The sequence below is a fragment of the Streptococcaceae bacterium ESL0687 genome, from assembly GCA_029392475.1.
Taxonomy (GTDB): domain Bacteria; phylum Bacillota; class Bacilli; order Lactobacillales; family Streptococcaceae; genus Floricoccus.
The window spans coordinates 918,521-944,946 of the sequence record CP113940.1 but is presented as its reverse complement, the minus strand read 5'-3'; the positions used below and the strand labels follow the sequence as shown (position 1 = coordinate 944,946).

The 26,426-nt window shown below is 38.1% G+C and carries 25 protein-coding genes; 22 read left to right on the top strand and 3 right to left on the bottom strand.

What is annotated here, in order from left to right:
- Positions 1 to 32 precede the first annotated feature (32 nt).
- The 12 genes from OZX60_04625 to OZX60_04570 all read left to right on the top strand — a co-directional run bounded on the left by OZX60_04625 (position 33) and on the right by OZX60_04570 (position 11,656).
- Complete coding sequence (locus OZX60_04625) at positions 33 to 932, top strand: ABC transporter ATP-binding protein (GenBank protein ID WEV44728.1); 900 nt, start codon at positions 33 to 35, stop codon at positions 930 to 932.
- The gene (locus OZX60_04620; GenBank protein WEV44727.1) at positions 925 to 2,154 is read left to right on the top strand and encodes an ABC transporter permease; all 1,230 of its coding nucleotides are present in this window, start codon (positions 925 to 927) and stop codon (positions 2,152 to 2,154) included. The genes OZX60_04625 and OZX60_04620 overlap by 8 nt, the downstream gene beginning before the upstream one ends.
- 66 nt (positions 2,155 to 2,220) lie before the next feature.
- Positions 2,221 to 2,889: a helix-hairpin-helix domain-containing protein gene (locus tag OZX60_04615; protein WEV44726.1), complete on the top strand. Its 669-nt coding sequence runs from the start codon at positions 2,221 to 2,223 to the stop codon at positions 2,887 to 2,889.
- Positions 2,890 to 2,900: 11 nt separating this feature from the next.
- Positions 2,901 to 5,129, top strand: coding sequence for a DNA internalization-related competence protein ComEC/Rec2 (locus tag OZX60_04610; GenBank protein WEV44725.1), 2,229 nt, complete (start codon positions 2,901 to 2,903; stop codon positions 5,127 to 5,129).
- Positions 5,130 to 5,327: 198 nt separating this feature from the next.
- Entirely contained in the window at positions 5,328 to 5,543 is a 216-nt protein-coding gene (atpE, locus tag OZX60_04605; GenBank protein WEV44724.1) for a F0F1 ATP synthase subunit C, read from the top strand.
- 27 nt (positions 5,544 to 5,570) lie between these two features.
- The gene (gene atpB / locus OZX60_04600; protein ID WEV44723.1) at positions 5,571 to 6,287 is read left to right on the top strand and encodes a F0F1 ATP synthase subunit A; all 717 of its coding nucleotides are present in this window, start codon (positions 5,571 to 5,573) and stop codon (positions 6,285 to 6,287) included.
- A gap of 12 nt (positions 6,288 to 6,299) precedes the next feature.
- The gene (atpF, locus tag OZX60_04595) at positions 6,300 to 6,809 is read left to right on the top strand and encodes a F0F1 ATP synthase subunit B (protein ID WEV44722.1); all 510 of its coding nucleotides are present in this window, start codon (positions 6,300 to 6,302) and stop codon (positions 6,807 to 6,809) included.
- 8 nt (positions 6,810 to 6,817) lie between these two features.
- Complete coding sequence (locus tag OZX60_04590; protein ID WEV44721.1) at positions 6,818 to 7,345, top strand: F0F1 ATP synthase subunit delta; 528 nt, start codon at positions 6,818 to 6,820, stop codon at positions 7,343 to 7,345.
- A gap of 15 nt (positions 7,346 to 7,360) precedes the next feature.
- Positions 7,361 to 8,866, top strand: a complete 1,506-nt coding sequence (gene atpA / locus OZX60_04585; GenBank protein WEV44720.1) for a F0F1 ATP synthase subunit alpha — start codon at positions 7,361 to 7,363, stop codon at positions 8,864 to 8,866.
- Positions 8,867 to 8,877: 11 nt separating this feature from the next.
- Entirely contained in the window at positions 8,878 to 9,753 is an 876-nt protein-coding gene (locus tag OZX60_04580) for a F0F1 ATP synthase subunit gamma (GenBank protein WEV44719.1), read from the top strand.
- Between the two features lie 41 nt (positions 9,754 to 9,794).
- Entirely contained in the window at positions 9,795 to 11,201 is a 1,407-nt protein-coding gene (gene atpD, locus OZX60_04575; protein ID WEV44718.1) for a F0F1 ATP synthase subunit beta, read from the top strand.
- Positions 11,202 to 11,233: 32 nt separating this feature from the next.
- Positions 11,234 to 11,656 (top strand): F0F1 ATP synthase subunit epsilon, encoded by a 423-nt coding sequence (locus OZX60_04570; protein ID WEV44717.1) that lies wholly within the window; start codon positions 11,234 to 11,236, stop codon positions 11,654 to 11,656.
- A gap of 14 nt (positions 11,657 to 11,670) precedes the next feature.
- Here OZX60_04570 and OZX60_04565 read toward each other — a convergent pair whose 3' ends face one another.
- Entirely contained in the window at positions 11,671 to 13,260 is a 1,590-nt protein-coding gene (locus OZX60_04565) for an ATP-binding protein (protein WEV44716.1), read from the bottom strand.
- A 3-nt stretch (positions 13,261 to 13,263) separates the two neighbouring features.
- Positions 13,264 to 13,959 carry a response regulator transcription factor gene (locus tag OZX60_04560; protein ID WEV44715.1) on the bottom strand — a complete coding sequence of 232 codons (696 nt, stop codon included), beginning with the start codon at positions 13,957 to 13,959 and terminating at the stop codon, positions 13,264 to 13,266.
- A 181-nt stretch (positions 13,960 to 14,140) separates the two neighbouring features.
- Here OZX60_04560 and OZX60_04555 point away from each other — a divergent pair, with 181 nt between their 5' ends.
- The 9 genes from OZX60_04555 (at position 14,141) to OZX60_04515 (ending at position 23,992) form a co-directional block, all read left to right on the top strand.
- On the top strand, positions 14,141 to 15,019 hold the full coding sequence (locus tag OZX60_04555) for a phosphate ABC transporter substrate-binding protein (GenBank protein ID WEV44714.1): 879 nt from the start codon (positions 14,141 to 14,143) through the stop codon (positions 15,017 to 15,019).
- 139 nt (positions 15,020 to 15,158) lie between these two features.
- A complete protein-coding gene (locus OZX60_04550; protein WEV44713.1) occupies positions 15,159 to 16,019 on the top strand; it encodes a phosphate ABC transporter substrate-binding protein PstS in 861 nt (286 codons plus the stop codon).
- 30 nt (positions 16,020 to 16,049) lie between these two features.
- Positions 16,050 to 16,973: a phosphate ABC transporter permease subunit PstC gene (pstC, locus tag OZX60_04545; protein ID WEV44712.1), complete on the top strand. Its 924-nt coding sequence runs from the start codon at positions 16,050 to 16,052 to the stop codon at positions 16,971 to 16,973.
- 24 nt (positions 16,974 to 16,997) lie between these two features.
- Complete coding sequence (gene pstA, locus OZX60_04540) at positions 16,998 to 17,888, top strand: phosphate ABC transporter permease PstA (protein WEV44711.1); 891 nt, start codon at positions 16,998 to 17,000, stop codon at positions 17,886 to 17,888.
- A 2-nt stretch (positions 17,889 to 17,890) separates the two neighbouring features.
- On the top strand, positions 17,891 to 18,694 hold the full coding sequence (gene pstB / locus OZX60_04535; GenBank protein WEV44710.1) for a phosphate ABC transporter ATP-binding protein PstB: 804 nt from the start codon (positions 17,891 to 17,893) through the stop codon (positions 18,692 to 18,694).
- Positions 18,695 to 18,703: 9 nt separating this feature from the next.
- Entirely contained in the window at positions 18,704 to 19,462 is a 759-nt protein-coding gene (gene pstB / locus OZX60_04530) for a phosphate ABC transporter ATP-binding protein PstB (protein ID WEV44709.1), read from the top strand.
- A 32-nt stretch (positions 19,463 to 19,494) separates the two neighbouring features.
- On the top strand, positions 19,495 to 20,148 hold the full coding sequence (gene phoU, locus OZX60_04525; protein ID WEV44708.1) for a phosphate signaling complex protein PhoU: 654 nt from the start codon (positions 19,495 to 19,497) through the stop codon (positions 20,146 to 20,148).
- A gap of 179 nt (positions 20,149 to 20,327) precedes the next feature.
- A complete protein-coding gene (locus tag OZX60_04520; GenBank protein ID WEV44707.1) occupies positions 20,328 to 23,753 on the top strand; it encodes a pyruvate carboxylase in 3,426 nt (1,141 codons plus the stop codon).
- Positions 23,754 to 23,794: 41 nt separating this feature from the next.
- Positions 23,795 to 23,992, top strand: coding sequence for a hypothetical protein (locus OZX60_04515; GenBank protein ID WEV44706.1), 198 nt, complete (start codon positions 23,795 to 23,797; stop codon positions 23,990 to 23,992).
- Between the two features lie 35 nt (positions 23,993 to 24,027).
- Here OZX60_04515 and OZX60_04510 read toward each other — a convergent pair whose 3' ends face one another.
- Positions 24,028 to 24,471 (bottom strand): NUDIX domain-containing protein, encoded by a 444-nt coding sequence (locus OZX60_04510; GenBank protein WEV44705.1) that lies wholly within the window; start codon positions 24,469 to 24,471, stop codon positions 24,028 to 24,030.
- Between the two features lie 189 nt (positions 24,472 to 24,660).
- Here OZX60_04510 and OZX60_04505 point away from each other — a divergent pair, with 189 nt between their 5' ends.
- Positions 24,661 to 26,403, top strand: coding sequence for a ribonuclease J (locus OZX60_04505; protein WEV44704.1), 1,743 nt, complete (start codon positions 24,661 to 24,663; stop codon positions 26,401 to 26,403).
- Positions 26,404 to 26,426: the final 23 nt, after the last annotated feature.

The following is a 26,426-nucleotide window of genomic DNA, read 5'->3' as shown; positions in this document are numbered from 1 at the left end:
GGGAGATGAATGAATAGAAAAGAGGAGCTTTAATGACTTTAGAGTTAGAAGGTGTAAGTAAGACCTTTGGGACCAAAAAAGCTGTTGATAATTTAAATATGACAGTAAGGCCTGGTGAGGTCATGGGGCTCATTGGACAAAACGGAGCTGGTAAGACAACAACCTTTAGGATAATCTTGGATTTTATAGCTGCCGATAAGGGGTCAAAAATTAGCTGGCAGGGTCAAAAAATTACGGGAGCTGTCAAAAAGAAGATTGGTTTTTTACCAGAGGAAAGAGGTCTTTACCAGAAGGTAAGTATTGAGGATCAAATTGTTTATTTTGCGGAACTCCATGGGATGAAAAGAGCTGATGCCAAGGAAAAACTATTAAAATGGATGGATACCCTTGAGGTTGTTGGCAAGGTAACGGATAAGGTACAGAGTTTATCCAAGGGAAATGCCCAAAAAATCCAGTTAATCGCAACCATTATCCATGAACCTGAATTTCTAATATTAGATGAACCCTTCACAGGTCTTGATCCAGTTAATACAGCCCTTATGATGCAGGAAATTAACCGTCTTAAGGAAGAGGGGGCAGCTATTATTTTCTCAAGCCACAATATGGACGGGGTTGAAAAATTATCAGATAATCTAACCATGCTTAAGCAGGGAAGACCAGTACTTCAAGGAGAGGTTGGTCAAATTAGAAATCAGTTTGGTCGAACTGAAATTTATCTGGAAGCCCCTGATTCTGACGAAAGTCTTTTGGCCCTAGACGGTGTTTCTAGTGTTGAAAGAAGTGGTCAGGGAAGAATTTTGAAATTAACTGATGAAGAGGCAGGCTACGGGGTTTTCACCTATGTTAGTCGAAATGGCTATGTTCAATCATTTGTCCAGGCGCCGCCAAGTCTTGATGAAATCTTTCGTAGGGAGGTTGCTGTAAATGATTAGAGAAACACTTATTGTCGCAAGACAGGTCTATAAGTCAAGAATTAAAACCATTGGTTACTGGGGAATTGTTTTATCTCCTTTAATTATTACCTTGATTGGAGTGGGACTAGTCTTTATATTTATGACCACATCGGACTCAAGTTCGCCAAAACTTGGAATCGTAAATGACTCAGCCCTAACTCAATTTATTAAGAAGGACGGCATGCAAAATCTAGACCTTTCGGATTTAGAAAATATTCAAGTCGCTCAAGAGCAGCTAGACAAGGGTGATATTGACGGTTATCTTGAAAAATCTGATGACAAGTATACCTTAATAGTTACCAGTGAAACCAATGCCAAACTGGACGAGGGTTCAATTCGAAAAATTTTAAATCAATATCAATTTTTGGCCCAAGCAGCCCAACTTAATCTAACCAGTGACCAAATTGCTGCCCTGGAAAAAAATGCTGATTTGACTGTGAAAAGTTTAGACAAAAAAGGAGATGATACGGTTGGAGGAGATCTGGCAAACGGAGCCAACTCTCTTGTAGGGACAATTGCAGGAATCTTTATCTTTACCCTTTTGACCATCTATGTGGGAATGATTGCCCAGGAGATTGCCAATGAAAAATCTTCAAGAATTATGGAAATCCTTCTGGCAGCTACAGGTGCCAAGGTTCAGTATTACGGAAAATTAATCGGTGTCTTCTCCCTGGCCTGCACGCAAATTCTAATCTATCTGTTTAGTGGATTTACTGCCTATTTCCTCTTAAGGAAAAATGAACTTGTGGCCATGGGAATGAAGTTTGTAACAGGTGTTGATTTAGGTTTTCTTGCAGTTACTGTTACCATGGTCCTGATTTCCCTCTTTGGATATCTAGTTCTGGCTTCAATTGTGGCTTCTTTAGTTAATGATCAAAGTCAGGTCCAACAGGCAGTTACTCCAGTTACCTATCTTTCAATGGTCGGCTATCTTATTGGACTAGGAGTCTCTGGATCTCCTGGAAACTTAGTTATTAAGGTTCTATCATATGTCCCTTTTATTTCACAGTCCTTAATGCCTACTAGGCTTGCTATTCACTATGCTGACATGAAGGAAGCTCTTGTGGCCCTTGTAATTGAACTAGTTGCTGTAGTTTTGATTGCCAAGGGAGCTGAAAAGATATATGCTAAAAATGTTTTAAGTTATAGCGATGACAAGATTATCCGTCAGCTGATTAATAACTTTAAAAAAAATAGATAGAAGTAAAATCCTCAAGGAAATTTGAGGATTTTTTTCGTATATATTTAAAAAGGAGTTTTGTAAAAGATGGAATTAAAAAATTACCTGCAAAATTTAAGAAAAAAGAGATATTTTATCCCCCTTGTAATTGCTAGTGGCCTGCTGTTTTTGGGGTTTTTTGCTTATTTTTTAATCAGTCCCAGTAAAAAATCTGATTTTGAAAGTAAAGATGGGTACAATCTTTCTGGTAAGATTGAGCAATTTGAACAAGACAGTGATGGTGATGATCTTGTTGGTGAGGACGGGGATGGATTTTTAGTTGTTGATGTTAAGGGCGAGGTTGTGAATCCTGGAATCTATAAACTAGCTTCTAATGCAAGGGTTGATGATGCCCTAAAACTTGCAGGAGGTCTTAATAAGGAAGCCGACAGTAAATCTGTGAATCTAGCCCAGAAGTTGACAGATGAAATGGTGGTTTATGTAGCAAAGGTCGGAGAAGCTAGCACCTCTTTTGAGAACCTTCAAAATCAACCCACCGATAATAATGACAAGCAGGAATCTACTAAGGTAAATATAAATACAGCTGATTTAGGCGAACTTCAAAAGCTACCAGGAGTCGGGTTGAAAAAGGCTCAAGATATCATTGATTACCGCAAGGAAAATGGGAACTTTAAAAGTATTGAAGATCTACAAAAGGTTGGAGGCTTTGGAGCTAAATCCCTTGAAAAGTTAAAGGATAGTATTTTTATTAAGTAGGGGGAGAAATCATGAAAAAGATTTATCTAGTTTGTCCTTTAACCTTAAGTTATTACTGTATTTTTTCCTTTAACTTTTTGTGCCTGGGACTGTTAATTCTTTCTCTTTTTTTGATTTGTAAGAATTTTGGCTACCGCTATCTTTTGGTGGTGGTTCTTTTCAGCGGATATTTTTTCCTGGTAGATAAATATAATCAGATAAAAATAAGAGCAGCAAGTAGCCCAGGAGCGGTGGATACCATAAGGGTTAAGATTGACAGCTTAGATATTAACGGGGATCAGCTATCCTTTATTGGACGAAATAAGTCCCAAAAGTATCAAGCCTTTTACAAAATTAAGTCCGAGGCTGAGCAAAAAAGCTTAAAATCACTATCAACTAATGTATCCTTTGATATTTCAGCCAGTCTGAGTGAACCTGAAAAAAGGCGCAATGAAAATACCTTTGATTATCAAAATTATTTAAAGACCAAGGGAATTTACCAGCTTCTTGAAATCCAGGAGATAAAGAAAGTAAGACTAAGAAAGGGATTTAATCCACTGGAAAAGTTGGAACTTATGAGGAAGAAGTTGATTAATCATATTGAAGGACTTGTTCCAGAACCGATGAATAAGTATATGCTAAGCCTTCTTTTGGGCTTTTATAGTAGGGATTTTTCTGAGGTTCGGGATATTTACACAGGTCTTGGCCTGGTACACCTTTTTGCCCTAAGTGGCATGCATATTAACTTTTTTATTAGTAATTTAAGGAGGTTGATTTTAAGGCTTGGCTTAAGCATTGAGGGAACAAATCTTTTGTTAATTCCTTTGTCTCTTATCTACGGTGCTCTAACAGGTTTTTTAGTATCTGTAAGTAGAAGCCTACTTCAGAAAAACTTATCAAATTATGGAATTAAAGGACTTGAAAATTTTGCCCTAACTCTTATGGTTTTTATGCTTGTAAGACCTAGTTTTCTTTTAACTGAAGCTGGTGTCTTATCTTTTTTCCTATCATTTGCCATAACCCTTCTTTCACAGACTAAAAAATTTAAAAATGAGTTACTGGATAATCTTTTTAAGTCAACCCTCCTTTCAGTTCTGGCAGCTCCTCTTTCCATTTACTTTTTTCATAGCTTTCAGCCCTTGTCCCTTATTTTAACGCCTGTATTCTCCTATCTTTTTATTCATTTCTTGCTGCCCCTATTAGCCTGCAGTCTACCAGTAAGTTTTTTCTTGCCGAAGATTCTTAGCTTTCCCAACTATCTCTTTGTTTATTTGGAAAGGCTTGTCAGCCTACTTAATGATAGGATCATGAAGCCTATCATTTTTGGTAAACCTTCCATTGTTATTATCTTCCTTGTATTTTTACTTCTTTTTTATTTGATTGATTATTTCAGCTGGCGAAAGCTGACGTTTTTATCTCCTTTAGTAGTCTGTCTCCTTTTTTTGACTAAATTTTCTTTTATCCCATATATTTCAGTTGTTGATGTCGGGCAAGGTGATAGTATCTTTTTAAGGGATAGGTTTAATCAGAATAATGTCCTAATTGATGTCGGAGGACGGCTTGATCTTCCTTCCAAGGAAAAGTGGTCTATAAGAAAAAAAGATTCAAATGCTAAAAGAACATTGATACCTTATTTAAACGGTAAAGGGATAGGAAAGATTGATAAGTTAGTTATTACCCATGCCCACGAAGATCATATGGGAGATCTTTTGGAGCTAGCAGAAAATTTTAAAATCAAGGAAATTTGGTTGGCCAAGGGAGCTCTAAAAAGTAAGAATTTACTTGAAAAACTAGAAAAAATCGGTGGTGAAACAAGGATTCATCCGGTAAAACCAGGGGACGACTTTAAAATCTTTGGTTCTCGTTTGACAGTTCTTGGCCCCCTAAAGACTGGAGACGGGGGAAATAATGATTCGGTCGTCCTTTACGGCAAGCTTTTATCCAAGAACTTTCTTTTTATGGGGGATGCCGAAGGAGAAGAGGAGAAATCCTTGATGGAAAGTTATAAAAAGCTTCCTGTTGATATTTTAAAAGCCGGCCACCACGGTAGTAAAACCAGTTCATCTGAGGACTTTTTAAGGCATATAAAAACTCAAGTGGCTCTGATCTCCTGCGGGAAAAATAACCTTTACAAACATCCTAACCTAGAAACCTTGGACCGATTTGAAAAAAATGGTATAGATATTTTTCGAACAGATTTAGATGGTCAAATAATTATGAAGGAGAAGGAGGGGCATTTTACCATTGTGAAAATGAGATAAAAAAAGGCAAATAGTCTTATGTGAAAATGAGATAAAAAGGACCAAATAGTCTTAAAAAATCGACTTTTAGTAAGTACAAAATTATTTTCAATAAAAGCTAGAAAACTATTTGACAAAAGGAAAAAAAAGGTCTAGAATTTCATTGTTCAATTGATATCTTACACTTATATCAAAAATAAAAGAAAGAGGTTTTTACACATGGTAGGAATTGGTGTCGGCTTAGTTGCTGGACTTGCAGCTCTTGGAGCAGCTATTGGGAATGGATTGATTGCATCAAGCTTTATACAATCAGCAGCACGTCAACCAGAAATGGAAGATAAGCTTCGTGGAGCAATGTTTATTGGAGCAGCCCTTGTCGAAGGACTTGCAATCATTGCGATCGTTATTGCATTCTTACTTCTAGGTAAATTTTAATAGTCAAGTATAACTGGAGGTACAGTAATGGGTGACGAAAAAGACCTAGTCTTTAATATTGGCCCTATTTATTTTGATGGTACCGTTCTTTTGATGACCGTCTTGGCTTGTACAATTGTATTTGGTTTAGTCTTCTGGGCTAGCCGCAATATGAAAATCAAACCCAAGGGTAAACAGAATGTCCTTGAGTGGGTTGTTGATTTCACTAATAAGATAGTAAAAGATAATGCAGGAGCAGGTGAGGTTAATAAATTTGGTCCTCTAGCTTTCGTTCTTTTCAGCTTCTTATTAGTTGCAAACAACATCGGTCTGGTCACAAAATTAGTTACAAAAGATGGAGTTTCCCTTTGGAAGAGTCCAACAGCTGACCCAGGGATTACCCTTGGTTTGGCTTTAATGGTTGTTCTTTTAAGTAACTTTATGGGTGTTGAGCACTTTGGATTTAAGAAATATATCAAAAATAGTTTCCTAACTCCAATTGTTACATCACCTTTTAATGTCTTAGAAGAATTCACAAATTTCTTAACCCTTGGTTTACGTTTATATGGTAATATCTTTGCGGGTGAAATTTTACTAGGACTCTTAACTAGCATGGGACACGGAAACCCAATCATGTTAGGACTTGCCCTTATTTTGGAAGTTCTATGGACTGCTTTTTCAATCTTTATTTCATGCTTGCAGGCATACATCTTTGTAACGCTAACAATGGTTTACATTTCACATAAAATAGAGCTAAAAGATTAAGGGGTAGGTAAAATGTTTATAATGTTGGAAGCTACTGAAAAAAGCACCATGCTTGGAGATATCTTTGTAGCTACTGGGGCTGTCCTAATCTTGATGGTCCTTATTAAGAAATTTGCTTGGGGTGCGATTACAAATATCTTCGAGCAAAGGGCTAAAAAAATATCAGATGATATTGATGGTGCAGAAGCAGCTAGAGCAAAAGCTGAAGAGCTTGCTAAGCGTCGTGAAGCTGAACTTTCAACTAGCCGTAAAGAAGCTAGTCAAATTTTAAAGGACGCGACAGCTACTGCTAATACAAGTAGTGATAAAATAATTACAGAAGCACGTGAGGAAGCTATAATCCTTAAAAAACGTGCGGCAGAGGAAATTTCAAGAGAACATGATGAAGCCCTCTTAAATGTTAAAGGTGAGATTGCTGATATTTCAGTTAGACTTGCTGAAAAACTAATTGGGAATTCGCTTGATGAGAAGTCACAATCAGGACTGATTGATGCTTACCTTGAAAAACTAGGCAACGAGTAGGAGAGCGTATGAGTTTAATTGTATCAAATAGGTACAGTAAAGCCTTGCTGGAAGCTTTTGCTGATGCTGGAAAAATTGATGAACTTACTGAGGAAGTAAAAGCTTTAATTGAAATCATTGATCAGACAGATTTAATGACCTTCATCCTCAATAATTCATATTCAGAAACTAAAAAGGAAGAGATTATTAATAGCCTTGGTGAAAATTTTTCTAAAGAATTAGCTAATTTTCTTAAACTATTAATAGTAAATAAAAGAATTTCTTCATTAGAAGAGATTTTGAAACAAACCCTTTTAAAAATCGATGACCTTAAGGGAATTGCAGAAGTAGAGGTTGTCTCAGCTGTCCCTCTAACAAGTGAACAACTTGAGAAAATACAAGCTATTGCAATCAAAAAATTTAACCTAAAAGGTGTTGAAATTGTTAATACCTTGAATCAAAGCATTATCGGCGGAATGGTTTTAAAAAGCCGTGGTAAGATAATCGATTCAAGTATTAAAGCACAATTATTAAAATTAACGCAGGAAATAATGTAGGAGGCGGTGAAAAATTTGGCTATTAATGCTAATGAAATCAGCTCGCTCTTAAAAGAGCAAATTGAAAATTTTACTCCAGATTTTTCAGTTGCTGAGACAGGTATAATTACATATATTGGGGATGGTATTGCTCGTGCGCATGGTCTTGAAAATGCGATGAGTGGTGAACTATTAGAGTTTTCAAATGGTTCATACGGTATGGCTCAAAACTTGGAGTCAACTGATATCGGTATCATTATCCTTGGTGATTACAGCTCTATTCGTGAGGGTGATACTGTCAAAAGAACTGGTAAAATCATGGAAGTTCCAGTTGGTGAAGCACTGATTGGACGTGTTGTAAATCCACTTGGACAACCAATCGATGGTCTTGGTGAAATCAAAACTGATAAGGCTCGTCCGGTTGAATACCCAGCTCCTGGAGTAATGCAACGTAAATCAGTTAACCAACCACTTCAAACAGGTATTAAGGCGATTGACGCCCTTGTTCCAATTGGACGTGGTCAACGTGAACTTATCATCGGTGACCGTCAAACTGGTAAAACAAGTATCGCAATCGATACAATCCTTAACCAAAAAGGTAAGGATATGATCTGTATCTACGTGGCTATTGGTCAAAAAGAATCAACTGTCCGTAACCAGGTTGAAACCCTTAAAAAATACGGTGCCATGGATTACACAATCGTAATGACAGCTGGTGCTAGTCAACCAGCTCCCCTTCTATATCTAGCTCCTTACTCTGGGGCAGCTATGGGTGAGGAATTCATGTATAACGGAAAACATGTCCTAATCGTTTATGATGATTTAACAAAACAAGCCGTTGCCTACCGTGAACTGTCACTTCTTCTTCGCCGTCCTCCAGGTCGTGAGGCCTACCCAGGGGATGTATTCTACTTGCATTCACGTCTTCTAGAACGTGCTGCTCAACTTTCTGATGAACTTGGTGGTGGTTCAATGACTGCCCTTCCATTTATCGAAACTCAAGCAGGGGACATTTCAGGATATATTGCGACAAACGTAATTTCAATCACTGACGGACAAATCTTCCTAGAAACAGACTTATTCTACTCAGGTATTCGTCCAGCCATTGATGCCGGATCTTCTGTATCCCGTGTTGGTGGTAGTGCACAAATTAAAGCAATGAAGAAGGTATCAGGAACTTTACGTCTTGACCTTGCAAGTTATAGGGAATTAGAAGCCTTCACTCAGTTTGGTAGTGACCTTGATGCTGCAACTCAGGCTAAACTAAGCCGTGGTCGCAGAACGATTGAAATCTTGAAGCAACCACTTCACGAACCACTTCCAGTTGAAAAAGAAGTTTTAGTTCTTTATGCTTTAACACATGGTTTCCTAGATAGCGTTCCAGTGGATAACATTCTAGAATTCCAAGATCAATTATTTGATTTCTTTGATACCAAGCATGCAGATCTTTTACAAACAATTGTTGAAACAAAAGATTTACCAGATCAAGCCTTGCTTGACGGAGCAATTGAAGAATTTAAAAATACTACAAGCTTTAAATAGGAGGGCAGACAATGGGTGCTTCTCTTAATGAGATAAAAACAAAAATTGAATCAACAAAAAAGACTAGTCAGATAACTGGTGCCATGCAAATGGTATCAGCAGCAAAACTTTCTAAATCAGAAGAAAGTGCTAAAAACTTTCAAATATATGCTCAAAAGATACGTGCAATCACAACTGATTTACTAGCTGGTGAGCATATAAGCGACAGTCAAAATCCAATGTTGATTAGTCGTCCTGTTAAAAGCACAGGCTACATTGTAATTACTAGTGACAAAGGACTTGTTGGAGGTTATAATTCAACAATCCTTAAAACAGTTATGCAAATGTTAAATGATGATCACGAGAGCCAAAATGAGTATTCAATTTTAGCTCTAGGTGGAACAGGAGCTGACTTTTTCAAGGCACGTGGGATTGAAGTAGCTTATGAGCTACGTGGCCTTTCAGACCAACCATCATTTGATGAGGTTAGAAGTATTGTGTCTACGGCTGTTGGAATGTATCAAAATGAAATTTTTGATGAGCTCTATGTATGTTATACCCACCACATAAATAGTATTACAAGTCAGGTGCGGGTTGAAAAAATGCTACCAATTAGTGATATTGATAGTAACGAAGCCCAAGTTCACCACAAACAGTTTGAACTTGAACCAGACCGCGATGCTATTTTAGAAACACTTCTTCCTCAGTACGCTGAAAGCATGATTTATGGATCAATTATTGATGCCAAAACAGCTGAACATGCTGCGGGGATGAGTGCCATGAAGACTGCAACCGACAATGCTAAGAATGTAATTGGTGACCTTACTATTCAATATAATAGGGCCCGCCAAGGAAGAATAACTCAAGAAATTATTGAGGTTGTTACTGGAGCAGCTGCTTTAGATTAACATTATTATCCAAACTCCAAATAATCAATAGGAGGAATAAAATGAGTTCTGGGAAAATTTCTCAGGTAATTGGACCGGTCGTTGACGTTGAGTTTGCGTCAACTTCAGACCTACCTGATATTAATAGTGCCTTAGTTGTCTACCGCGACAATAACGGCGAAAAACAAAAAATAGTTCTTGAAGTTGCTCTAGAACTTGGAGATAACGTTGTAAGAACCATTGCAATGGAATCAACAGATGGACTTACACGTGGTTTAGAAGTAGTAGATACTGGTAAACCAATCAGTGTTCCAGTTGGTACTGAAACTTTAGGACGTGTTTTCAATGTTCTAGGTGACACAATTGACCTTGAAGCTGACCTTTCAGATGTTAAGAGAAATCCAATTCATAAAAAGGCTCCTGCCTTTGATGAATTATCAACTTCAAACGATATTTTGGAAACAGGTATCAAAGTTATCGACCTTCTTGCTCCTTACCTTAAGGGTGGTAAAGTTGGACTATTCGGTGGTGCCGGAGTTGGTAAAACCGTTCTAATCCAAGAACTTATCCACAACATCGCCCAAGAGCATGGTGGTATCTCTGTATTTACAGGGGTTGGAGAAAGAACACGTGAAGGTAATGACCTTTATAACGAAATGAAGGAATCAGGAGTTATCGAGAAAACTGCCATGGTATTTGGTCAGATGAACGAGCCACCTGGTGCCCGTATGCGTGTAGCCCTAACAGGTCTTACGATTGCGGAATACTTCCGTGATGTAGAAGGACAAGACGTGCTTCTATTCATCGATAACATCTTCCGTTTCACTCAAGCAGGTTCTGAGGTATCAGCCCTTCTGGGACGTATGCCTTCAGCCGTAGGTTACCAACCAACACTTGCTACTGAAATGGGACAACTTCAAGAACGTATCACTTCAACTAAGAAGGGTTCTGTAACTTCAATCCAAGCGATCTATGTACCAGCCGATGACTATACTGACCCGGCTCCAGCTACAGCCTTCGCCCACTTGGATTCAACTACAAACCTTGAGCGTCGTCTTACTCAGATGGGTATCTACCCAGCCGTTGACCCACTAGCTTCAACATCACGTGCTCTAGCTCCTGAAATCGTTGGAAAAGAACACTATGAAGTTGCAACTGAAGTTCAACGTGTTCTTCAACGCTACCGTGAACTTCAAGATATCATCGCCATCCTTGGTATGGACGAGTTATCTGATGAAGAAAAAGTTCTGGTTGGACGTGCTCGTCGTATGCAATTCTTCCTTAGCCAAAACTTCAACGTGGCTGAACAGTTTACTGGTCAACCAGGTTCATACGTTCCAGTTAAGGAAACTGTTAAAGGATTCCGTGAAATTCTTGATGGTAAATACGATGATATTCCTGAAGAAGCCTTCCGTAGTGTAGGTCCAATTGAAGACGTACTTGAAAAAGCGAAAACACTTCAAGTTTAAGTTTCTCAAGAAAAGTAAATAAGAGGTGAATTATGGACTACATGACAGTACAGGTTATAACGCCTGCAGGAATTATTTATGATCACCACGCTCAGTTTGTACTTTTAAGTACAGAATCAGGGGAACTTGGTATTTACCCTAAGCACGTTCCGATTATTGCACCCTTAAAAATTGAAGAAGTTAAAATCAAGAGGATTGATGATGACTCACACGTTGATTGGGTAGCCGTTAACGGAGGAATTGTTGAGGTTAATGATAATCTGATAACAATTGTAGCCGATTCAGCTGAACGTGAAAGAGATATTGATACTAGTCGTGCCGAAAGAGCAAGACAAAGAGCTGAAAGAATTATTGAAGCAGCTAAGGCTAAACAAGATATTGATGAAGTCAAACGTGCAGAAGTAGCTCTTCACAGAGCCCTTAACCGTATTAATGTATCAAAACATTTAGAATAAAATAAAAAAGAGTCCTAGGACTCTTTTTTGCTTGGAAAAATTACCTCAAAACTACTACCTTCATTTAATTTCGAGGTAAGTTGCACCTGGCCTCCGAGAAGGGAAGTATTATGTTGAACAATTGGTAGGCCAAGCCCAGTTCCTTCAGTTATATTTTTTCTGGCACTATCAACCCGGTAAAATCTTTCAAATATCTTTTTCTGGTCGATAAGGGAAATTCCAGGACCATAATCTTTTACCTGGAAATGAAGCTTGCCATCTGACTCCTGCAAATCAATAATTACTTCCTTAGCAGGTGGGCTGTAAAAAATTGCATTTTCGATTAAATTTTTGGCAATCCCGTAAAAAAGGTCATAGTTTGTTAGGTATTCTAGAGGGGATAAATTTTTAATAATTAGCATCTGCTTGTCTTTAATCTGAATGGATAAATTATCCAGTACATCTTGGACTAAAAGATCAATTCTTATTTTTTCTTTGGCAATTTCTTTGGTATTTTTGGTCAATTTAAGGGTATCTTGGACCAGGTTTTCTAGTCTTCTGGCTTCCTTTTCAATAATTTGACCGAATTCCTTGACCTGATTTTGGTCAAGGTTCTGATTGGCTATTAAATTAGAAAAGCCAATGATCGAAGTAAGGGGAGTTTTTAACTCATGGGAGACATTGGCGACAAAATTATCTTGGCTTATCTTTGCTTTGATAAGAGTTGTTACCTCCTGCATGCTGGCTAGGTAATTATAAGATGACCCAGAAAGGGGACTATTAATTTTGGCCAGTTTAACCTGATAATATTTATCCAAATCTTGAAAGTAAAATTGCCCCTGCCCCTCACTTTTACTGATTAAACTTGCTAAAAGAAAGCTGATAAATTCACTTTCAGAACCAAAGGAGCTGATTTTTTCAATATGAGGAAAGATTTTTAAAAAGGCCTCGTTTTTACCTAAAAGCTTTCCCTCCTTATCGTAGGTGAAAATCGGAAATTCAAACTTATTAATTAGCTTGTGGAGGCTTTTATCCTCCCATTTTTTACTGGTAAGGACTGCATGGACCTCTTGGGAGTAGCTATTAAATTGTTCAAGAACGGGGTCATCGTTGTTAATAATAGTATGTTCCTGATAAGGTTTTAACCTAAAGTTTTCAATCAACTTTTGACTTTGCCTAAGTTCTAGCCTTGTCCTAGCTTGGACCTTGAAATAATAGGCGGAAAAAATTAGATAAAGGACCAGTAAATAAGAGAAAATCAGGCTTAGAAGACCCAAATGAGAATCAAATGTTTGGCTAATCCTAATTACCTCAAACTGATTTTGGCTGGCTTTAAGAGGAACAGACAGGTAAAGTTTGTTTCCGGAAAGTAGATTTGAACGCTTACTGCCCTTAAAGACATTTTCGACATCAGAAGGCAGCTTTTCAGTTGAACTATAGATTTTAACATTGGCAGGTAGGATAAAATCACTGTTGCTAGTAATATCTGAACTAACCTGATTTAACTCCCCTTCTAGCCTATTTAAATCTGAATTAAGAAGGGCCTGGTAGCTTGCATATACTAAAAGAAAGGAAGTTAAAAGATAAATTAGGGAGTAGGAGGTAAATTTACTTTTATTTTTCATACTTTATTTGTCAGCTTCCTTGAAGATGTAACCAAATCCTCTTTTTGTTTTAATATACTGGGGATTTTTAGGATCCTTTTCAATTTTTTCCCTTAATTTTGAAATGTGGACTTCGACAATCCTCGTATAGGCTATATCATTTGATTGACCCCAAAAACGGTCTAAGATTTCAGACCTTGATAGGGGGATATTTTGGTTTTCAATTAAATAGGAAAGGAGGTCAAATTCTCTTTTGGTCAGATTAATCTCTTGGTCAGCCAAATAGACTTGTTTTTTTATTAAATCGACCTTAAGATCATCAATTTGAACAAATTTCTCATCTTTTTTCTGGTAGTTAAGGCTCCTTCTAATTAGAGATTTAGTCCGTGCAAGAAGCTCAGGTGTTGAAAACGGCTTGTACATGTAATCGTCAACACCAGAATCAAAACCTTTGAGCATGGTTGTTGAATCATCCTTGGCAGTTAAAATCAAGATAGGGGTGTAGATATTATTTTTCCTTAATTTTTGACTGACCTCAATTCCTGAGAGTCCTGGCATCATGAGGTCAAGAACCAGAGCATCAAAAACTCCAGTCTGGGCAAGTTCGTAGGCCATTAGTCCGTCCTCAACCGTTATAACTTCAAAATTTTCTTGATTGAAGGTAAATTCAAGTAGGAAGCGGATTGATTTATCGTCATCAGCAATTAATATTTTTTTCATATTTTTATTCTATCAAATAAGCACATAAAAATAAATTCGATTAAGAAAATTTATTTCAGGATTTTCCCCTTGATTTACATAAAATTTACATTTACTTTATATAGACTTTACACACGAAAGGCCTCTTATGGGTTAGAATATAAGGGTAGTAAAAATTAAAACAAAATTTTCGGGGGAAAAAATGAAAAAGAGTATAAAACTTGCTGGTCTACTTACAATCTCACTTATGGGTCTTGCGGCATGCGGATCAAAAACTAGTGGGCAGACAGCAAATGATGAACAAATAAAAATTACAGCAGCTGGATCAACTGCCCTTCAACCTTTAGTTGAAAGTGCCAGTGAAGGATTTATGGAAAAAAATTCTGGTTCACAAATTACCGTTCAAGGGGGCGGATCTGGTTTTGGTCTTTCTAATGTCCAAAATGGAGCTGTTCAAATCGGAAATTCAGACCTTTTTGCTGAAGAAAAAGATGGAATTGATGCCTCTTCTTTAGTTGATTACAAGGTTGCTGTTGTAGGAATTGTTCCAATTGCTCACAAGGATAGTGGAGTTGAAAACCTAACAAGTGCCCAACTTAAAGATATTTTCACAGGTAAAATTACCAATTGGAAGGAAGTTGGAGGAGCTGATCAGGCAATTACTGTTATCAACCGTGCTGAAGGATCAGGAACGCGTTTCAACTTTGAAAAATACGGTCTTGGTGAAGGGGTTAAAGTTATCAAATCTCAAGAGCAGGATTCATCAGGTGCTGCTGTTAAGATGGTTGAACAAATTCCAGGAGCAATTAGTTATGTAGCTCTTTCAAACATTAAAAACTCAAGTGTTACTCCGCTTTCAATCGATAAGGTTCAAGCAAATGAAGAAAACATTGAGAAAAATGAATGGAAAATTTGGGCCTATGAACACATGTATACTTTAAAAGCCAAAGAAACTGATGGCGAAAAGAAATTTATCCAATATGTAGCTGATAGTCATGATGCCATTGAAAAACTAGGTTATCTTCCAGTTGATGGAATGAAAGTCGTTCGTGATGCAGAAGGAAAAGTAACAGATAAGTAATACCTAATCCAAGGTAGAATAAATATTATCTCCAATACTAGACTACAAAGGACATTTATTGTCCTTTTTTCCATAAAATATATATGATATTTAGTATTTTTTGGTAAAATAGAAATGAAGTCTAAAATATGGAGATACTATGGATAAAAAAATTATAAGTTTAGTGAGTTTATTAGGAGCCTTGTTCCTAATGACAGGTTGTGCCAAATGGATTGATAAAGGTGAATCAATCACAGCAGTAGGGTCTAGTGCCCTCCAACCCTTAGTTGAAACAGCAGCAGAATCATATTCACAAAAGAATCCAGGACGTTTTATTAATGTCCAAGGTGGTGGATCAGGTACTGGTCTTTCACAGGTTCAAGCAGGTGCTGTTGAAATCGGAAATTCAGATTTATTTGCGGAAGAGAAAAAAGGAGTAGACGCTTCAAAACTTGTTGACCACCGTGTGGCAGTTGTTGGAATCGCCCCAATTCTTAACAAGGACATTCAAGTTGATAACCTAAGTGTTGAACAACTCCGCAAAATCTTTACCGGCGAATATACCAACTGGAAGGAAGTTGGCGGTCAGGATGAAAAGATTGTCCTAATCAACCGTGCTGCAGGAAGCGGAACTCGTGCAACCTTTGAAAAATGGATTATGGACGGGAAGGCTGCAAAAGCCAGCCAGGAACAAGATTCTTCTGGAATGACCAAACAGATTGTTGCCCAAACTCCTGGAGCTATAAGCTACCTTGCCTTTTCAAATATTGACGATTCTGTCAAAAAAATCAGCCTTGATGGTGCAGAGGCAACTGACGAAAATATAACTATAAATAAATGGCCAATTTGGGCATATGAACATATGTATACCAAGGGTGAGCCTGAAAGTCTTACCAAGGAGTTTTTAGATTATATTTTAAGTGATGAAATTCAGGGTTCAGTCGTTGAAAAAATGGGCTATATCCCAATCACAGCCATGACCATTGAACGTGATGTTGACGGAAATGTAACTAAAAAGTAGGACTTAATTTTTTAAGTATTAAGGAATAATATGGAAAACGTAAAAATTAAAGAAAAATTATTATCAAAGTCAAAAAATTCTAGACTGGAAAAGTTTGGTAAAAGTATTACTTTTATCTGTATGGCTTTAATCGTCTTTGTTGTTGCAATGATTTTCTTGTTTGTTGCACAAAAAGGACTTTCAACTTTCTTTGTTGATAAAATTAATCCCTTTAACTTCCTCTTTGGGACCACTTGGAATCCAAGTGAATTAGGGCCTGACGGTAAACCGATGGTCGGTGCCCTTCCTATGATTATGGGGAGTTTGATTGTAACGATTTTATCAGCCCTTCTAGCAACTCCCTTTGCCATTGGTGCAGCTATCTTTATGACAGAGATCTCACCAAAAAGAGGAGCTAAGATTTTACAACCAGTAATTGAGCTTCTAGTTGGTATTCCATCAGTAGTTTACGGATTCGTAGGTCTTGCTGTTGTCGTGCCTGCTGTTCGTAAAACTTTTGGAGGAACAGGGTTTGGTATCCTAGCGGGGGTTTTTGTCCTCTTTGTTATGATCCTACCAACAGTAACAAGTATGACTGTTGATGCCATGAAGGCAGTACCTAGACACTACAAGGAAGCATCTCTTGGTCTTGGAGCAACCAGATGGCAAACCATCTCGAAGGTTCTTTTAAGAGCTGCAACTCCTGGGATTTTAACGGCCATTGTTTTTGGGATGGCCCGTGCCTTTGGTGAAGCTCTAGCCATTCAAATGGTTGTGGGAAATGCTGCTATCATGCCAACTAGCTTGATTAAGCCAGCAAGTACCCTAACAAGTGTCCTTACTCAAGGAATTGGAAATACCATCATGGGTACTGTTCAAAATAATGTCCTTTGGTCACTTGCGCTCATATTACTTGCCATGTCACTCGTCTTTAATATTATTATGAGACTGATTGCCAATCGTGGTAAATTTTAGAAGGAATTAGTAGGAGATTAAAAAGTGAGTCCTAAAAAAGCAGATAGGATTGCGACACATGTCTTGTACGCAATCTCAGGAATAATCGTCTTGATTTTATCAGCCCTATTACTATATATTTTGGTTAGAGGGTTACCCCATATTAGCTGGAAGTTCTTAACAAGTCCTGCTAAAGCCTATGAAGTCGGAGGAGGGATTGGAATTCAGCTCTTCAATAGTATCTTCCTTCTGATTATCACAATGTTAATTAGTTTTCCTCTTTCACTTGGAGCAGGAATTTACCTTTCAGAGTATGCCAATCAAAAGAGCAAACTAACAGGTCTTGTTAGAACATCAATTGAAATCCTAAGCTCTCTACCATCAGTTGTAGTTGGACTTTTTGGATTCCTAATCTTTGTTGTTCAATTTGGTTACGGATTTTCAATCATTTCAGGTGCCTTGGCTCTTACCGTCTTCAACCTTCCTCTTATGACAAGAAATGTCGAGGAAAGTTTAAAGGCTATCCACCATACTCAAAGGGAAGCAGGTCTTGCCCTTGGTTTATCACGCTGGGAAACAGTTATCCATGTAATTGTACCGGAAGCTCTTCCAGGAATTATTACAGGGGTGGTTCTAGCCAGTGGACGTATCTTTGGTGAGGCAGCAGCCCTTATCTATACAGCAGGTCAATCAGCACCAGCCCTTGACTGGTCAAACTGGAATCCACTTTCAGTAGCAAGTCCAATCAGTATCTTCCGTCAGGCAGAAACTCTTGCCGTTCACATTTGGAAGGTTAACAGCGAGGGAACAGTTCCAGACGGAGCAGCCGTTTCAGCTGGAGCAAGTGCTGTCTTAGTATTATTTGTTCTACTATTTAATTTCTCAGCTCGTTTCATCGGTAAGAAATTACACAGTAAACTTACATCTGCGGGGTAAACATGTCTAAATATAATTGGGATGATCGTCACATCATAACCTTTGACGAAAAAAATATAGCCTTATCAACTAAGGATTTGAGAGTCTTTTATGGAGATTTTGAATCAATCCACGGAATTGATATGCAGTTTGAAAAAAATAAGATAACAGCCTTAATCGGACCATCAGGATCAGGTAAATCAACCTATCTAAGAAGTCTTAACCGAATGAATGATACCATTGATATCGCCCGTGTTACTGGTGAAATCAATTATGAGGGTGTAAACATTAATGATAAAAATGTTAATGTTTATGAGGCTAGAAAATGCATCGGGATGGTTTTCCAAAGACCAAATCCTTTCTCAAAATCAATCTATCAAAATATAACTTTTGCCCTTGAACGCCAAGGAATTAAAGATAAAAAAATCCTTGATGAGGTTGTTGAAACATCACTTAAGCAAGCAGCCCTTTGGGAGCAGGTTAAAGATGACCTCAATAAGTCGGCTTTAGCCCTTTCAGGTGGTCAGCAGCAGCGTCTATGTATCGCCCGTGCCATTGCTGTCAAACCTGATATTCTTCTTATGGATGAGCCAGCCAGTGCCCTTGATCCAATCTCAACCATGCAGATTGAAGAAACCATGGCTGAGCTTAAAAAGGATTATACAATTATCATCGTAACCCACAACATGCAGCAGGCAGCTCGTGCTAGTGATTATACTGGATTCATGTATTCAGGTGATTTAATTGAGTATGACAAGACAAGTAAAATCTTTACTAATCCTAAATTAAACTCAACAGCTGACTATGTATCAGGACATTTTGGATAGGAGAAAGCAATGAGTGAGCCAATTTTAAATGTAAAGGATTTTTCACTTTACTACGGTAAAAAGAAAACCCTTAAAGAAATTACAATGGATTTTTATCCGAATGAAATAACTTCCTTAATCGGACCTTCAGGATCAGGTAAATCAACCCTTTTAAGATCGATTAATAGGATGAATGATCTGGTTCCAGGTGTTACAACAACTGGAACAATCACCTATGATGACCATAATATTTACGGGCCAAGAATGGATACAGTTGAGCTTAGGAAAAATATTGGGATGGTTTTCCAACAACCAAATCCCTTCCCTTTTTCAATCTATGAAAATGTGGTCTATGGTCTCCGCCTAAAAGGTGTTAAGGACAAGGCTATTTTAGATGAAGCAGTTGAAAACAGTCTGAAGGCTGCAAATATTTGGGATGAGGTCAAGGACAAGTTGCACAAGTCAGCTCTTGGTCTTTCAGGTGGACAGCAACAGAGGGTTTGTATTGCCCGTGTTCTTGCTGTTGACCCTGATATCTTGCTTTTAGACGAACCAACAAGTGCCCTTGATCCAATCTCTGCAGATAAGATTGAGTCAATGTTGCTTGAACTTAAGGAAAAGTATACAATATTAATAGTTACACACAGCATGCAACAGGCAAGTCGTATTTCAGATAAGACAGCCTTCTTCTTGGACGGTGACTTAATTGAATATGATAGGACAAAAGAAATTTTCCTAAATCCAAAGGATCAAAGGACAGAAGACTACGTTACTGGAAAATTTGGTTAAATCTAGGTAGGTTTAGTAGAAAGAGGGTAGATATGTTAAGAACACAATTTGAGGGAGAGTTAAACAAACTCCACAATCAATTTTACTCAATGGGAACGCAAGTTAGTGCCCAGCTTAATAAGGCAGTTCGTGCCTTTGTAAGTCATGATCAGGAGTTAGCTGATGAGGTTATTCTTGATGATGAGGCTATAAATTATCTTGAAACAAAACTTGAGAAAAAATCTCTTGAAATGATTGCCCTCCAGCAGCCAGTTTCAAATGACCTAAGAACGATTATCACTGTTTTAAAGGCAAGTAGTGACCTTGAGAGAATGGGGGACCATGTAACCTCTATTGCCCGCTCAATCATCAACCTTGAAGGGGAAGAACGAATTGAATCGGTTGAAGAAGACATTACAATCATGGGTGAAAAGGTAAAAAATATCGTTGATGCAGCTCTTAATGCTTACATGCAGGGAGATGAAGAGCGTGCGCGTGAGATTGCTACCTGGGATAATGATGTTGATGAAATGTTCTCTGAAATTCAAAACAAGGTTTTAGAAGGCATGAAAAGCAATACTGAAACCATCCATACTGGTAAGGAATACATAATGACCCTTATGTATCTTGAACGTATTGGTGATTATGCGAAAAACTTGTGTGAGTGGATTGTCTACCTTAAGACAGGTAAGATTGTCGAACTTTAATCATAAAAAAGAAGGATTTATCCTTCTTTTTTTATTTGCACAAAATATTTTGATTATCAAAGTTATTTTAATATCAAGAAAGCACTTTCTTTAAATTAAACAAAACAATGCACAAGATTCGTGCTATACTGATGAAGTAGTTATTTCATTATAATAGTCGAGTTAAGGAGAGACAATACATGCAGAAAGTTTTAGTTGCCAATAGGGGCGAGATTGCCACACGTGTATTTAGAGCTTGTACTGAATTAAATATCTCAACAGTTGCCATCTATGCAGCCGAAGATGAGTATTCAGTTCACCGCTTTAAGGCTGATGAGGCTTACTTGGTTGGTGCAGGAAAAAAACCAATCGAAGCCTATCTAGATATTGAAGATATCATTAGGATTGCAAAAGATACTAATGCCAGTGCCATTCACCCAGGTTACGGTTTTCTTTCTGAAAATATTGATCTTGCTAAAAGATGTGAGGAAGAAGGAATAATCTTCATTGGTCCAAGTATTCACCACCTGGATATTTTTGGGGACAAGATTAAGGCCAAACAAGCAGCCTTGGATGCAGGAATTAGCCCAATTCCTGGAACCAAAGGATCTGTTGCAGGAGTTGAAGATATTCTTGAATTTGCCGACAAGTACGGCTATCCAATCATGATCAAGGCAGCCCTTGGTGGGGGAGGACGCGGTATGCGTATTGCCCGTAACGAAAAAGAGGCTAGAGAGGGTTATGAAAGGGCAAGAAGTGAGGCCAAATCAGCCTTTGGAAGTGATGAAGTTTACGCTGAAAGATATATTGGTCAACCTAAGCACATTGAGGTTCAAATTTTAGGGGACGAGCACGGTAATGTGGTTCATCTTTTTGAAAGGGACTGTTCTGTTCAAAGAAGACACCAAAAGGTTGTAGAAGTTGCACCCTGTATTTCTCTTACAGATGAGATGCGAGACAAAATTTGTCAGGCAGCCGTTCAGATTATGAAGCATGTGGGCTATGTTAATGCAGGTACTGTCGAATTCTTAGTTGAAGATGATGATTTTTACTTTATCGAGGTAAATCCTCGTGTCCAAGTTGAGCATACTATAACTGAGATGATTACAGACATCGATATTGTCCAAAGTCAAATCCTAATTGCCCAAGGTCTAACCCTTGAAGAGTGTGGTATTCCTAAGCAGGAAGAGATTACCCACAAGGGAGTTGCTATTCAATGTAGGATTACCACAGAAGATCCCCTCAATGATTTTATGCCAGATACTGGTAAAATCGATACCTACCGCTCTCCAGGTGGGTTCGGAGTCCGTCTTGACGTTGGGAACGCCTACGCAGGGGCAGTAGTAACACCTTACTTTGACTCCCTTCTGGTAAAAGTTTGTACCCATGCAAGTAGTCTTGAACAGGCCATCCAAAAAATGGAGCGCTGTCTAAGGGAATTTAGGATTCGCGGAGTTAAGACAAATATTCCCTTCATGCAAAACGTAATCAATCATGAAGCCTTTAGATCAGGTACTGCCCTTACAACATTTATTGACAATGAGCCTGACCTATTTAAGTTCTCAGCCACTCGTGACCGCGGGAATAAAACTTTGAAATACATTAGTCAAATCACAGTTAATGGTTTTCCAGGAGTTGAAAAATCGAAAAAATTTATCTCAGATAGGTATCTACCAAAGGATTTAAATCTTCCTGATAAAAAAATTATTACTGCAAAAAATGTCTTAGATCTTGAAGGGGCTGATGCTGTTTCTAACTGGGTTAAAGAAGAGAAGAAAATTTTACTAACAGATACAACCTTTAGGGATGCCCACCAAAGTCTTCTAGCAACCCGCCTAAGAACCAAGGATTTACTCGAAGTAGCTTCCCTGACAGAAAAAGCCTTTCCTAACCTCTTTTCAGCTGAAATGTGGGGGGGAGCAACTTTTGATGTGAGCTACCGTTTCCTAACTGAAGATCCGTGGGAAAGACTTAGAAAATTTAGGGCTGCCATGCCTAATACCTTAATGCAAATGCTCTTTAGGGGGTCAAATGCTGTAGGTTATTCAAACTATCCTGATAATGTCCTAGTTGAATTCATTAAGGAAGCAGCTAGCCAAGGTATTGACGTCTTTAGAATTTTTGACAGCTTAAACTGGGTCGAGCAGATGGATAAATCAATCCAAGCCGTTAGGGATGCTGGTAAGATTGCTGAGGCAACAATTTGTTACACTGGAGATATCAATAATCCTAACAGGCAAAAATATTCTCTTAAATACTATAAGGAATTGGCACGTGAACTTGAAGCCCTAGGAGCTCATATTATTGCCATCAAGGACATGGCTGGTCTTTTGAAACCGCAAGCTGCCTATGAGCTTATTTCTGAACTTAAGGATGTAACAAGTCTTCCAATCCACCTTCACACTCATGATACAAGTGGTAATGGAATCTTTACCTATGCAGAGGCTGTCCGTGCGGGTGTCGATATCGTTGACCTTGCCATCCCAGCTATGAGTAGTGCTACAAGTCAACCAAGTATGACTAGTCTTTATTATGCCCTTGAAGGTTCTGATAGAAAACCAGACTTTGATGTGGAAAATGCTGATAAGATTAACCAGTACTGGCAGGGAGTTCGTGCTGACTACAAGGCCTTTGAAAACGGCATGACAGGTCCTAATCCTTCTGTTTATATGCATGAGATGCCAGGGGGACAATATTCTAACCTCCAGCAGCAGGCCAAGGGTGTAGGTCTTGGAGATCGTTGGGATGAGGTAACTAAGATGTACCAAACTGTTAACATGCTTTTTGGTGATATTGTAAAAGTTACTCCTTCATCAAAGGTTGTAGGTGATATGGCCTTGTTCATGGTAGAAAATGGACTAAATGAGGAAAATATCTACGAAAAAGGGCGTGATTTAAGCTTCCCAGATTCTGTAATTTCCTTCTTTAGGGGTGACCTTGGTCAACCGGCCTTTGGTTTCCCTAAGGAGCTTCAAAAATTAGTCCTTAAGGACCAAGAAGCTTACACAGTAAGACCAGGAAGTTTAGCCAAGGAAGTCGATTTTGAGGCTCTTAGTCAAGAGCTTGAAGGGCTGATTGGTTATAAACCTAAGCAGGAAGAGCTGTTAAGCTATATTATGTATCCTAAGGTCTTCCTTGATTATAGAAAAAACTATGATCAGTATGCTGACATCAATCTCCTTGATACACCAACCTTCTTCCAGGGTATGGAAGTTGGTGAGGCTATAACCTTTGAACTTGAAAAGGGTAAAAGCCTTTTAATCCGTTTGGATCAGGTAGGGGATGTTGATGACAGAGGAGATAGAACCCTTTACTTTAACCTTAATGGTCAAAGAAGGGAGATTGTCGTCAATGACGCTTCAGCTAAGACATCAACCATTAAAAATCCGAAGGCTGATTCAAGTAATGATCAAGAAATCGGTGCTACGATGACAGGTTCTGTCTTGAAGGTTCTTGTCAAAGCAGGTGATAAGGTACAAAAGGGAGACGGGCTTTTCATCACAGAAGCCATGAAGATGGAAACATCAATTCAAGCACCTTTTGCAGGAACTGTTAAAAGGGTTCTTGTTCAAGACGGTGATAGGATTGAAACAGGAGACCTTCTAGTTGAACTAGAAAAAAATTAGGAAAAATAAGAAAAGCAAGGAAATAAGGAGAGCCATATTTTATGAAAAAAAATGATCATACTTTACTTTTAGTTGTTTTAGTAGTTGTTTTCTTTGGTCTAAGTTATTTTACAAAAAACATTTTCTTTGTTATCTTCTTTATCCTGGCTTGGTTGGCCTTTAAGGTATACGGCCTTTATATCATGGCCACTTATGTTAACCAGGTGGAAGATTCTAAGGATTCCCAAAAGCAAGAATAAAAAAATCCCTAGCTAGATTGGTAGACGAGTAAAATCTAATCCCTGTTGACTAGGTGTAGGGGATAATCTTTAGGCTTTAAATCAATCAAATTTAAAAGAATTTTAGGTTTTACTTGGGCCATCTCTTCTTTACTTATCCATTTAAGTTTCATAAATTCTTCTTCAGATTCATAGTTATCTAAGATTTCAATTTGACAGCTATAAATAAACAAGAGTTCATGGTAATTACTAGCATTTTGATAAAAGTTTTCCACAAGGGCCATGAGCTGAAAGTTCTTAAGCACCTGTCCGCTTTCTTCTAAAACCTCTCTTTGTAAGGCTTCTTGGCTACTTTCGCCAAATTTGATTCGACCTCCCATGAGGGACATGTTGCCATTTGGAAATTCGGCTACTAAAAATTTATCATGAGCTTCAATCCAAGCAGCCACTCGAAGATTGAGCCTGCCGCTTTTACTGTCAAGAGTTAAATCTTCGGTCATAACTTCTCCTTAAATATTTTCTCAGTTAATGTATTTTATTATATCACCAGTACATTATATCTACCAAACAAATCTATCAAAATTGAAAATTTTTTCAAAAAATGCTATACTTGAAAAAGTGTATTAGACAGTAGTAACTAATAGTAGTTGCTTGAAAAAAAGATTTTAAAATATATTGGAGAAAAATAAATGAGTGATATAAAAATAATTCCCTTAGGTGGGGTTCGTGAATTCGGAAAAAATATGTATGCTGTCGAGGTAGATGAATCAATCTTTGTCCTTGATGCCGGTTTAAAATATCCTGAAAGTGAGATGCTTGGGGTTGACTTTGTAATTCCAGACACAACTTTTTTAGAAGAAAATGCTGACCGTGTTGCGGGTATTTTCTTGACTCACGGTCATCCGGATTCAATTGGTGGCTTACCTTATTTACTTGCCCAGGTTGAAGCACCAGTTTTTGGAAGTGAACTTACAATTGAGCTAGCTAAAATCAATGTTAAGGCTTATGACTTAACTAAAAAATTCAATGATTTTCATATTGTTAATGAAAAGACTGAAATTGACTTTGGAACAGCTAATATTTCTTTCTTTAGTACAACCCATACAATTCCAGATAGCCTGGGTATTGTAATTGGAACCGAGGAAGGGAACATCGTCTATACAGGTGACTTTAAATTTGATCCAGCAGTTCCAGCAGGTTATAAGACTAATCTAGGACGACTAGCTGAAATTGGTAGCCAGGGAGTTTTAGCCCTTCTAAGTGATTCGGCTAATGCCCTAGCAAGTGCGCCGTCATCTGGTGAAAATGAAGTTGCTGAAAAAATATTTGACGTAATTTCAGACTGGGAAGGTCGTGTAATTGTAGCAAGTGTTGCTGGAAACTTGGCCCGAATTCAACAAACAATTGATGCTGCAGCAAGAGCTGGAAGGGTCGTATCTTTTACAGGCCATGACATGGATCAAATAGTAAAAACTGCCCGTCGTTTAGGTAAATTAAATGTTGATGATGCCATGATTATCCCCTTAAAAGAACTTAAAAAGTATCCAGACGATGAGGTCTTAATTCTTGAAGCTGGTCGTATGGGTGAGCCTATTAGATCGGTTGCTGATATGGCCACTGGTCGTAACAGGCAGGTAAAAATTAAAGAGGGTGATTTGGTCTTTGCTGTTACAAGTCCAACTGTCTCAATGGAAACCTTTGTTGCTAAAACAGAAAATATTGTTTACAGGGCTGGTGGAGTGATGAAACTCCTTACTAGTGAGATAACTGTATCAGGACATGCAAATTCTCGCGATTTGCAAACAATGATTGATATCATGAAACCTCAAAACCTTATCCCAGTCCAAGGGGAATATAGGGAACTTGAAGCCCATGCTGAGCATGCCATGGAGGTTGGAATCAAGCCTGAGGATATCTTTATCCTAAAACGTGGGGATGTTATCTCTTACGAGGATGGTGTTTTTGTACCGGCAGGAGTTGTAACTGCTGAAAATATCATGATTGACGGAAGCGGTGTTGGTGATATCGGAAGTATTGTACTACGTGACCGTAAGATTTTATCAGAGGATGGAATTTTCATTGCTGTGATTACAATCAGCAAAAAAGAAAAGAAAATTATCAGTAAGGCTAAAGTTCACACTAGAGGTTTTGTTTATGTTAAACAAAGTCGTGATTTAATCAAAGATAGTTCAGACTTAGTCAACCAAACAGTTATTAATTATCTTGAAAAGGGTGATTTTGACTGGACTGAAATCAAACAAGATATTCGTGATGCTCTTGGTAAATACCTTTATGATCAAACTAAACGTCGCCCAGTTATTTTACCGGTGGTGATGGAAGTTAGATCTGAAGAAAATCTTAATAAGAGCACCCGTAAGAAACCTAAGAAGAAAAAACCAGCCAAGGCTAAGGTAGAAGATAAGCAGGATTAGGCATAAGTTTAAGACTTAATGCT

Coding starts and splice junctions, on each gene's coding strand:
- OZX60_04510 (WEV44705.1), bottom strand. CDS start 24,471: ATGACCGAAGATTTAACTCTTGACAGTAAAAGCGGCAGGCTCAATCTT.
- pstB (WEV44710.1), top strand. CDS start 17,891: ATGTCTAAATATAATTGGGATGATCGTCACATCATAACCTTTGACGAA.
- pstC (WEV44712.1), top strand. CDS start 16,050: ATGGAAAACGTAAAAATTAAAGAAAAATTATTATCAAAGTCAAAAAAT.
- OZX60_04555 (WEV44714.1), top strand. CDS start 14,141: ATGAAAAAGAGTATAAAACTTGCTGGTCTACTTACAATCTCACTTATG.
- phoU (WEV44708.1), top strand. CDS start 19,495: ATGTTAAGAACACAATTTGAGGGAGAGTTAAACAAACTCCACAATCAA.
- OZX60_04570 (WEV44717.1), top strand. CDS start 11,234: ATGGACTACATGACAGTACAGGTTATAACGCCTGCAGGAATTATTTAT.
- atpB (WEV44723.1), top strand. CDS start 5,571: ATGGGTGACGAAAAAGACCTAGTCTTTAATATTGGCCCTATTTATTTT.
- atpF (WEV44722.1), top strand. CDS start 6,300: ATGTTTATAATGTTGGAAGCTACTGAAAAAAGCACCATGCTTGGAGAT.
- OZX60_04580 (WEV44719.1), top strand. CDS start 8,878: ATGGGTGCTTCTCTTAATGAGATAAAAACAAAAATTGAATCAACAAAA.
- OZX60_04615 (WEV44726.1), top strand. CDS start 2,221: ATGGAATTAAAAAATTACCTGCAAAATTTAAGAAAAAAGAGATATTTT.
- OZX60_04625 (WEV44728.1), top strand. CDS start 33: ATGACTTTAGAGTTAGAAGGTGTAAGTAAGACCTTTGGGACCAAAAAA.
- OZX60_04620 (WEV44727.1), top strand. CDS start 925: ATGATTAGAGAAACACTTATTGTCGCAAGACAGGTCTATAAGTCAAGA.
- OZX60_04565 (WEV44716.1), bottom strand. CDS start 13,260: ATGAAAAATAAAAGTAAATTTACCTCCTACTCCCTAATTTATCTTTTA.
- OZX60_04515 (WEV44706.1), top strand. CDS start 23,795: ATGAAAAAAAATGATCATACTTTACTTTTAGTTGTTTTAGTAGTTGTT.
- OZX60_04520 (WEV44707.1), top strand. CDS start 20,328: ATGCAGAAAGTTTTAGTTGCCAATAGGGGCGAGATTGCCACACGTGTA.
- OZX60_04610 (WEV44725.1), top strand. CDS start 2,901: ATGAAAAAGATTTATCTAGTTTGTCCTTTAACCTTAAGTTATTACTGT.
- atpE (WEV44724.1), top strand. CDS start 5,328: ATGGTAGGAATTGGTGTCGGCTTAGTTGCTGGACTTGCAGCTCTTGGA.
- OZX60_04590 (WEV44721.1), top strand. CDS start 6,818: ATGAGTTTAATTGTATCAAATAGGTACAGTAAAGCCTTGCTGGAAGCT.
- OZX60_04550 (WEV44713.1), top strand. CDS start 15,159: ATGGATAAAAAAATTATAAGTTTAGTGAGTTTATTAGGAGCCTTGTTC.
- OZX60_04560 (WEV44715.1), bottom strand. CDS start 13,959: ATGAAAAAAATATTAATTGCTGATGACGATAAATCAATCCGCTTCCTA.
- atpD (WEV44718.1), top strand. CDS start 9,795: ATGAGTTCTGGGAAAATTTCTCAGGTAATTGGACCGGTCGTTGACGTT.
- pstB (WEV44709.1), top strand. CDS start 18,704: ATGAGTGAGCCAATTTTAAATGTAAAGGATTTTTCACTTTACTACGGT.
- OZX60_04505 (WEV44704.1), top strand. CDS start 24,661: ATGAGTGATATAAAAATAATTCCCTTAGGTGGGGTTCGTGAATTCGGA.